This is a genomic window from Nocardioides sp., assembly GCF_036401255.1.
In the GTDB taxonomy this organism is placed as follows: domain Bacteria; phylum Actinomycetota; class Actinomycetes; order Propionibacteriales; family Nocardioidaceae; genus Nocardioides.
Map to the genome: position 1 here is coordinate 1 of NZ_DASWVI010000042.1, position 7,267 is coordinate 7,267.

General features: G+C 73.0%; 8 protein-coding genes. 3 read left to right on the forward strand and 5 right to left on the reverse strand.

Features of this window, described 5'->3' with window-relative positions:
• The 3 genes from VGD85_RS02045 to arsM form a co-directional block, all read right to left on the reverse strand.
• Nucleotides 1–987, reverse strand: a 987-nt coding sequence (locus VGD85_RS02045; RefSeq protein ID WP_331061786.1) for a PH domain-containing protein, incomplete at its 3' end; no start/stop codon positions are given.
• Nucleotides 984–1,481 (reverse strand): PH domain-containing protein, encoded by a 498-nt coding sequence (locus VGD85_RS02050; protein ID WP_331061787.1) that lies wholly within the window; start codon nucleotides 1,479–1,481, stop codon nucleotides 984–986. The genes VGD85_RS02045 and VGD85_RS02050, both read right to left, overlap by 4 nt.
• A gap of 34 nt (nucleotides 1,482–1,515) precedes the next feature.
• Nucleotides 1,516–2,343 (reverse strand): arsenite methyltransferase, encoded by an 828-nt coding sequence (gene arsM / locus VGD85_RS02055; protein WP_331061788.1) that lies wholly within the window; start codon nucleotides 2,341–2,343, stop codon nucleotides 1,516–1,518.
• Between the two features lie 93 nt (nucleotides 2,344–2,436).
• Here arsM and VGD85_RS02060 point away from each other — a divergent pair, with 93 nt between their 5' ends.
• On the forward strand, nucleotides 2,437–2,784 hold the full coding sequence (locus VGD85_RS02060) for a metalloregulator ArsR/SmtB family transcription factor (RefSeq protein ID WP_331061789.1): 348 nt from the start codon (nucleotides 2,437–2,439) through the stop codon (nucleotides 2,782–2,784).
• Nucleotides 2,785–2,971: 187 nt separating this feature from the next.
• Here VGD85_RS02060 and VGD85_RS02065 read toward each other — a convergent pair whose 3' ends face one another.
• Nucleotides 2,972–4,744, reverse strand: a complete 1,773-nt coding sequence (locus VGD85_RS02065; RefSeq protein ID WP_331061790.1) for an acetyl/propionyl/methylcrotonyl-CoA carboxylase subunit alpha — start codon at nucleotides 4,742–4,744, stop codon at nucleotides 2,972–2,974.
• 97 nt (nucleotides 4,745–4,841) lie between these two features.
• Complete coding sequence (locus VGD85_RS02070; RefSeq protein ID WP_331061791.1) at nucleotides 4,842–6,059, reverse strand: oxygenase MpaB family protein; 1,218 nt, start codon at nucleotides 6,057–6,059, stop codon at nucleotides 4,842–4,844.
• Nucleotides 6,060–6,117: 58 nt separating this feature from the next.
• Here VGD85_RS02070 and VGD85_RS02075 point away from each other — a divergent pair, with 58 nt between their 5' ends.
• Both VGD85_RS02075 and VGD85_RS02080 read left to right on the forward strand, forming a co-directional pair.
• Nucleotides 6,118–6,720 (forward strand): TetR/AcrR family transcriptional regulator, encoded by a 603-nt coding sequence (locus tag VGD85_RS02075; protein ID WP_331061792.1) that lies wholly within the window; start codon nucleotides 6,118–6,120, stop codon nucleotides 6,718–6,720.
• Nucleotides 6,721–6,908: 188 nt separating this feature from the next.
• The coding region (locus tag VGD85_RS02080) for a hypothetical protein (RefSeq protein WP_331061793.1) at nucleotides 6,909–7,267 on the forward strand (359 nt) is incomplete at its 3' end.

A 7,267-nucleotide genomic window follows, 5' to 3' on the forward strand; every position in this document is an offset into this window, starting at 1 on the left:
GGCGACGACGTCGCGCGGCGCCGGCGGGACCAGCACCGCGCTGCTCGCCTGACCTCGGTCCAGGCCGGTGACGATCGCCGACGCCCGTGCGGCGCCCGCCAGCCGCAGGCCGAGGGGCTCGCCGACCACCACGCCGCGCAGCCGCTCGTCGTCGATCGTGGTCTCCCGGGTGGTGAGCAGTCCTCGGCGCAGGTGCCACGCCCCGCCGCGCGCGGGGCCGGTGTGGCTCAGCCGGAAGCCCCAGTTCGTGACGACGTACCCACCGATCGAGAGCAGCGTCACGACGACGAGCAGCGCGACCAGGACGAGGGGCACGGCGACCCAGAGCGACCAGGCGCCGGCGCCGTCGGAGAGCTCGGCGGTGTCCACGTGGACACCACCGAGTGTGTCGACGACCTGGCTGCCGAGCCCGAGCACACCGGCCGCGATGACCAGCCCGGAGCTGGTGAACGGCGCGTAGCGCACCCAGGCGGGATCGAGCTCGAGCACGGCCGCCGCGGCCAGCTCCGACGTGCCGGTGTCGCCGCTGAGCAGCTCGGCGCGCAGCCGGCGGGCGCGCTCGGCGGGCAGGCCGTCGAGGTCGAGCCGGTCGTCCTCGTCCGAGGAGGCCGTCCCGGTGCCGATCCGCACCGAGGTCAGGCCGAGCAGCCGGTGGACCGGTGGCGCGGTGATGTCGACGGTCCGCACGCGGTCCACCGGGGTCGAGAGCACGTGCCGGTTCACCAGGCCCCGGCGCAGCTCCACCCGCCCCTGCGCGATGCGATAGGACGTGGTCACGTAGCGCAGCACCCCGAGCCCGACCGGCACGCCCACCCCGGCCAGCTGCCACCACGCGCCGGAGCCCCCGGACGCCGTACCCGCCACGAAGACGCCGAGCAGCACCGGCAGGAACCGGGCCAGCTCCTTGACCGGGTAGACCAGCAGCATCCGTGGGTCGAGGCGCTGCCAGCCGTCGAGCCCGGGGGCAGGGGTGGGGGCGAGGGTCACGTGGCGTCGCCCGGGACGCTGTCGGCCATCAGGGTCAGCTCGTCGACCAGGGCGAGCGCGCGGTCGCGCTCGAGCCCCGCGATCTCCAGCGCGCCGGCGGCCGACGCGGTCGTCACCGTCACGGTCGCGAGCCCGAACAGCCGGGCGATCGCGCCCTCGGCGTGGTCGACGGTCTGGATGCGCGACATCGGGGCGATCCGACGCTCCCGCGCCCACCACCCGGTCTGGGTGTAGACGGCGGTGCCGGTGACCTCCCAGCGGTGCACGCGATAGCGCCACTGCGGCATGACCACGGCGTACGCCGCCGCGGCCAGCGCCACCGGAGCCAGCGCCCACCACGGGATCGGCAGCCAGTCGGCGATCGGCCCGGCGACGAGCAGCGCCAGCACGACGGCGGCGCCCTCGAGGGCGGCTCCCACGCCCCACATCAGCCGGGCCCGCGGGCTGACCCGCTGGCTCGGCTCGCGCAGCGTGGGGACGGTGGGAGCGGCCATGCCCCCGAAACTAGCGGTCGCGAGGGGACCGCGCTCAGGCGGTCGCGGGCTTGGTCGCGCGCACGATCGCCGCGTGCATGCCGTCGGCAGCCGCGTGGGTGAACTCCACCTCCGCGTCGACGAATCCGGCGGCGGCCAGCCCGTCGAGGTACTCGCGGCGCGACAGGGCTCCGGCGACGCAGCCGACGTAGGAGCCGCGCTCGGCCCGGTCGGCAGGAGTGAGGTGGTCCTCGGCCACGACGTCGGAGATGCCGATCCGCCCGCCGGGGGTGAGCACGCGGTACATCTCGGCGAGCACGGCCGGCTTGTCGACCGACAGGTTGATCACGCAGTTGGAGATCACCACGTCGACCGCGGCGTCGGGCAGCGGGACGTCCTCGATCGTGCCCTTGAGGAACTCGACGTTGGTCGCGCCCGCGGTCGCCGCGTTGGCACGGGCCAGCTCGAGCATCTCGTCGGTCATGTCGACGCCGTAGGCGAATCCGGTCTCGCCGACCCGACGGGCCGAGAGCAGCACGTCGATACCGCCGCCGGAGCCGAGGTCGAGAACCCGCTCGCCCGGGCGGAGGGCTGCGACCGCGGTGGGGTTGCCGCAGCCGAGGCTCGCGGCGAGCGCCTCGGCCGGGAGGTCGCCCTGCTGGGCGGCGTCGTAGAGGCCGGCGCCGAAGGTGTCGTCGATCGTCCCCGTGGTGCCGCCGCAGCAGGAGTCGCCGCAGCCGTCGTCGACCACCTGCAGGCCGTCGTTGAGCTGGGCGCTGACCCGGTCGTTGACCTCGACGTTGGTCGCGCCGGCGCGGACCGCGGTGGCGGCCTCGGCGTAGCGGGCTCGGACCTGCTCGCGCAGCTCGTCGGTCGTGGACATGGGCGTCACTCCTTCACATTGATGAACGTCGATATATGCGAGAGCATACCCATCCATCGACGTTTGTCAATGAGTGGGAGTAGGATCGACCGCATGGCGACCTCGATCCCGCTGACCGACGTGACGCCCTGCTGCGCGCCGCTCACCGACGGTGAGCTCGCGCCCGAGGAGGCGGAGCAGCTGGCGCGCCAGTTCAAGGCGCTCGGCGACCCGACCCGGGTGCGGCTGCTGTCGATGATCGCCACCCGGGCCGGCCGCGAGGCGTGCGTGTGCGACCTGATCGAGCCGGTCGGGCTGTCCCAGCCGACCGTGTCGCACCACATGAAGCAGCTCGTCGACGCGGGCCTGGTCACCCGCGAGCAGCGGGGCAGGTGGGCCTACTACCGGGTCGTCGACGCCACGCTCGCCTCCCTCAGCGCGGCCCTGCGCCCCATCCCTTGAGGTCGAGTCGGCGCTACTGCAGGTCCAGAAGGGCTCGAGTCGGCGCTACTGCAGTGCGAACTCGCCCCGAGATCGAGGCCCGGACCTGCATTGGCGCCGAGTCGGCACCCTGAGGGCCTGCATTGGCGCCGAGTCGGCACCCTGAGAGCCTGCATTGGCGCCGAGTCGGCACGGTCGACGTCGTGGGTCAGTCCTTGAGCTCGCAGATGACCGCGCCGTTGCCGACGGTCTGGCCGACCTCGGCGGCGAGGTCGGTGACCGTGCCCGCCTTGTGCGCCTTGAGCGGCTGCTCCATCTTCATCGCCTCGATGACGACCACCGTGTCGCCCTCGGCGACCTGCTGACCCTCTTCGACGACGACCTTGACGATCGTGCCCTGCATCGGGCTGGTGACCGCGTCGCCGCTGGCCGCCGCGCCGGACTTCTTGCCCGCGGCGCGCGCGGGCTTCTTCGCCGACCCGCCCCCGCCGACCGCGAGCCCGCCCAGACCGCCGGGAAGGACGACCTCGACGCGCTTGCCGCCGACCTCGACGACGACCGCCTGCCGCTCCTCGCGCTCGGCGGCCTCGGCCACCTCGCCGTCGTACGGCGTGATCTGGTTGTCGAAGTCGGTCTCGATCCACTGCGTGTAGACGTCGAACTTCTCGCCGTCGCCGATGAACGCGGGGTCGGAGACGACCGCGCGGTGGAACGGGATGACCGTGGGCATGCCGTCGACGACGAACTCGTCGAGCGCGCGCCGGGAGCGCTCGAGGGCCTGGGTGCGGTCGCGCCCGGTGACGATCAGCTTGGCGATCAGCGAGTCGAACGAGCCGGGGATGGTCTCGCCGTTCTCGTAGCCGCCGTCGAGGCGGACGCCCGGACCGCTGGGCGGGCTCCAGGCCGAGAGGGTGCCCGGCGCCGGCATGAAGTTGCGGCCGCCGTCCTCGGCGTTGATGCGGAACTCGATCGAGTGGCCGCGGATCTCCGGATCGTCGTACCCGAGCTCCTCGCCCGCGGCGATCCGGAACATCTCGCGGACCAAGTCGATGCCGGTGACCTCCTCGGACACGCAGTGCTCGACCTGGAGCCGGGTGTTGACCTCGAGGAACGAGATCGTGCCGTCCTGGGCCACCAGGAACTCGCAGGTGCCGGCGCCGTAGTAGCCGGCCTCGCGCAGGATCCGCTTCGAGGACTCGTAGAGCTCGCTCAGCTGCTCCTGGGTGAGGTACGGCGCGGGCGCCTCCTCGACCAGCTTCTGGTTGCGACGCTGGAGCGAGCAGTCGCGGGTGGAGACGACCACGACGTTGCCGTGCTGGTCGGCGAGGCACTGGGTCTCGACGTGCCGGGGCTTGTCGAGGAACTTCTCGACCAGGCACTCGCCACGGCCGAACGCCGTGACCGCCTCGCGCACCGCGGACTCGTAGGCGTCCGGGATCTCCTCGATCGTGCGCGCGACCTTGAGGCCGCGGCCGCCGCCACCGAAGACCGCCTTGATGGCGACCGGCAGCCCGTTGGCCTTCGCGAACTCGACGACCTCGTCGGCGTCCTTGACCGGGTCCTTGGTGCCCGGCGCCAGCGGGGCGTTCGCCTTGTCGGCGATGTGCTTGGCCTTGGCCTTGTCGCCGAGCGCCTCGATCGCCGCCGGCGGCGGCCCGATCCAGATCAGACCGGCGTCCATCACGGCCTGGGCGAAGTCGGCGTTCTCCGCGAGGAAGCCGTAGCCCGGGTGCACGGAGTCCGCGCCGGACCGCTTCGCCACGTCGACGATCTTGGCGATGTCGAGGTAGGAGTCGGCCGGCGTGGCGCCGCCCAGCGAGTACGCCTCGTCGGCGAGCCGGACGAAGAGGGCGTCCCGGTCCGGGTCGGCGTACACCGCGACCGAGCCGATCCCGGCATCCTTGCAGGCGCGGATCACGCGCACCGCGATCTCCCCGCGGTTGGCGACGAGGACCTTCTCCAGCGGCTTCGGCTCCGGCATGTGTCTCCTGCTCTCGGCTTGATCTCCGCGGGGCAGGCTACCGTCCGAGACGCTTCTGGGGTTGTGGCACATGTCGCACCGGTGCCCCGGTGAGACGTCAGCCCACCGCGGGTACGTCCACGAGTCGGCCGTGCTGGAGCCGCACTCGTCGGTCGCGTCCACGGCGGCCGCGGCGTACGACGAGCTCCTCCCCGCCGGGCAGCCGCCCGACCAGGTGGGTCCAGAAGACGTTCGCCGGCACGCGCAGGGCCGGATACCACGGCGGGCGGGCCGGCAGTCCGAGCTCGCGCATGCCGCGCCGGCCGTTGAGGAAGGTGGCGGTGCTCAGTCCGACCTCGCGGGCGAGCACGCCGCGCCAGCGCGGTCCGGGGACGTCGGCCTGGCTGTCGACCAGGGCCCGGGCGAGCATCCGGCTGTTGTCGTCCGGCCCGGGGTCGAAGGAGAGCAGGTGGTAGATGATCCGGCGTCCCGCCTGCTCGGTGTGCGGCAGCCAGTGGTCGTCCACGCCCATCAGCCAGCCGATGTAGCTCCAGAGGTGCATGATCGCCGCCGAGTCGCGGCGGCTGATCCGCAACCCCAGCAGCCGGGCCTGCAGCAGCGGGGTGGTGCTGAACACCGCGAGCGTGCTCGCCTGGTCGTACTGGTTGATCGGCGTCCCGCGCAGCGTCCAGTCCCAGGTCGGGTCGTGCTCGAGCTGGTAGTTCACGAACGCGTGCATCACCCGCACGTGCACCGACAACCGCCAGCCCTCCGCCTCCCGGCGCAGCCCGCCGTCCTCGATGCAGGCGAGGAACCACCGGCTCGTCTCCGCCGTACGCCGGGCCGCGCCGCTGCCCAGCAGCCGGCCGGAGCGCACCAGCGGCTCGAGGGCGGCGGCGGAGCGGTAGCCGCCCAGGAGTGAGCCCCAGGTGAGGAGGTCGAAGCCGTCCCACCCGATCTTCTGCATGGCGCGCGCGCCTCGGTCCAGCAGGGCGTCGTCGACCCAGTCCGGCCGCGACTCGACCAGCTCGAAGAAGTCGCGCAGCGCCGCCGGCGCGTCCGGCACGGTCTCGATGCCGTGCTCGAGGGCCTGCCGGAGCTGCGGCATCGTCACGCTGTGCTCCTCGCGCACCGCACGGACGAGGTCGTGCGCGGCCTCGTCGCGACGTAGCAGCCCCGCTCGCAGCCGGTCGAGCTCCTCGCGGGTGGGCTCCGCGTCGCGGCCGGTCACCAGACGCAGCGGCCAGGTGACGCGGCGGGACCACTCGGGGTCGGCGCCGAAGCGGGTGGGGGTGGCGACGGATTCGACGGTCGCATTGCGGAGGACATCGGCCATGGCTCCCACGGTAAAGTGAGCAAATGCTCATGTTCTACTCGCGTTCCGGAGACCGCTGATGGGGGGCCGCCGCAGCCCGGCCCAGGACCGCTCCCGCGCGATGGTGGACCGGCTGCTCCAAGCCACGACCCGCGTGCTCGCCGAGCGGGGGTACGCCGGCCTGAGCACCAACCGCGTCGCCGCCGCGGCCGGGGTGAGCGTGGGCTCGCTCTACCGCTACTTCGACGACAAGGACGACCTGGTGCGCGAGCTGCGGGTCCGCAGCACCGCCGACATCCTCGGCGACCTCACCGCCGCGATGTCGGCGGCGGTGGCGCTCCCGACCCGCGATGCGATCCACCAGGTGCTGGCGACCCTGGTGGCGGCACTGCAGCGGCACCGACCACTCACGTCCGCGCTCGTCAACGAGGTGCCGCTCGGCGCCCAGAGCAACGTGCTGCCCGAGGTGGAGCAGCAGCTCGCCCAGTTCACCCGGATGTTCGTCGCGGTGCATGCGCCGCACCTGGCGCCGGCCGAGGCCGAGGCGCGCATCTACCTGGCGCTGGGCGTCGCCCTCAGCACCTGCCTGCGGATCGCGCTCGAGCCTCCCGCCGGCGTCGACGAGGGGCGCCTCGTCGACCTCGCGGCCGACCTGCTGCACGCCGGCCTCGTGCTGCCCTGAACCCGCCTCCCGACCCGCACGGGCCCGGATCTTCATCGAATCTCCATCAAGCCCTGACCCGGCGCTGATCCGGTGCTGCTGGGCCCGGCGCGATCGGGGACCAAAGGCCCGGACCGGTGGGCGGATCGGCGCATCCGGGCCCCCGTCGCCGCCCCGGACACTTCGAGTCGAACCCGAGGAGGCGACCGATGAGACTCGCAGCAGGAGCGGCCGCGGCCGCGCTCGCGCTGGTGGGGTGGACCGCGGGGGTGAGCGCCGCCACCGAGCCCGGGACGGCGTCTCCCGGTCGGCCCTCGATGCACGAGAGCACCACCCCGTCACCGTCACCTGAGCACTCCGAGCACTCCGAGCACTCCGGTCACGACATGTCGGACATGACCGAGGAGGAGATGGCCGAGATGGATCACGGCAACGGCGTCGACGACGGCGCCCACGACCAGCACGGGTCGACTCCCGACACCGTGTCCTCGGGCACCCGTGCGGCCGTGCTCGGCGGGTTCGCCGTCGTCAACGCGGGTGTGCTCGGCGGCGCGCTGCTGCTGCGGCG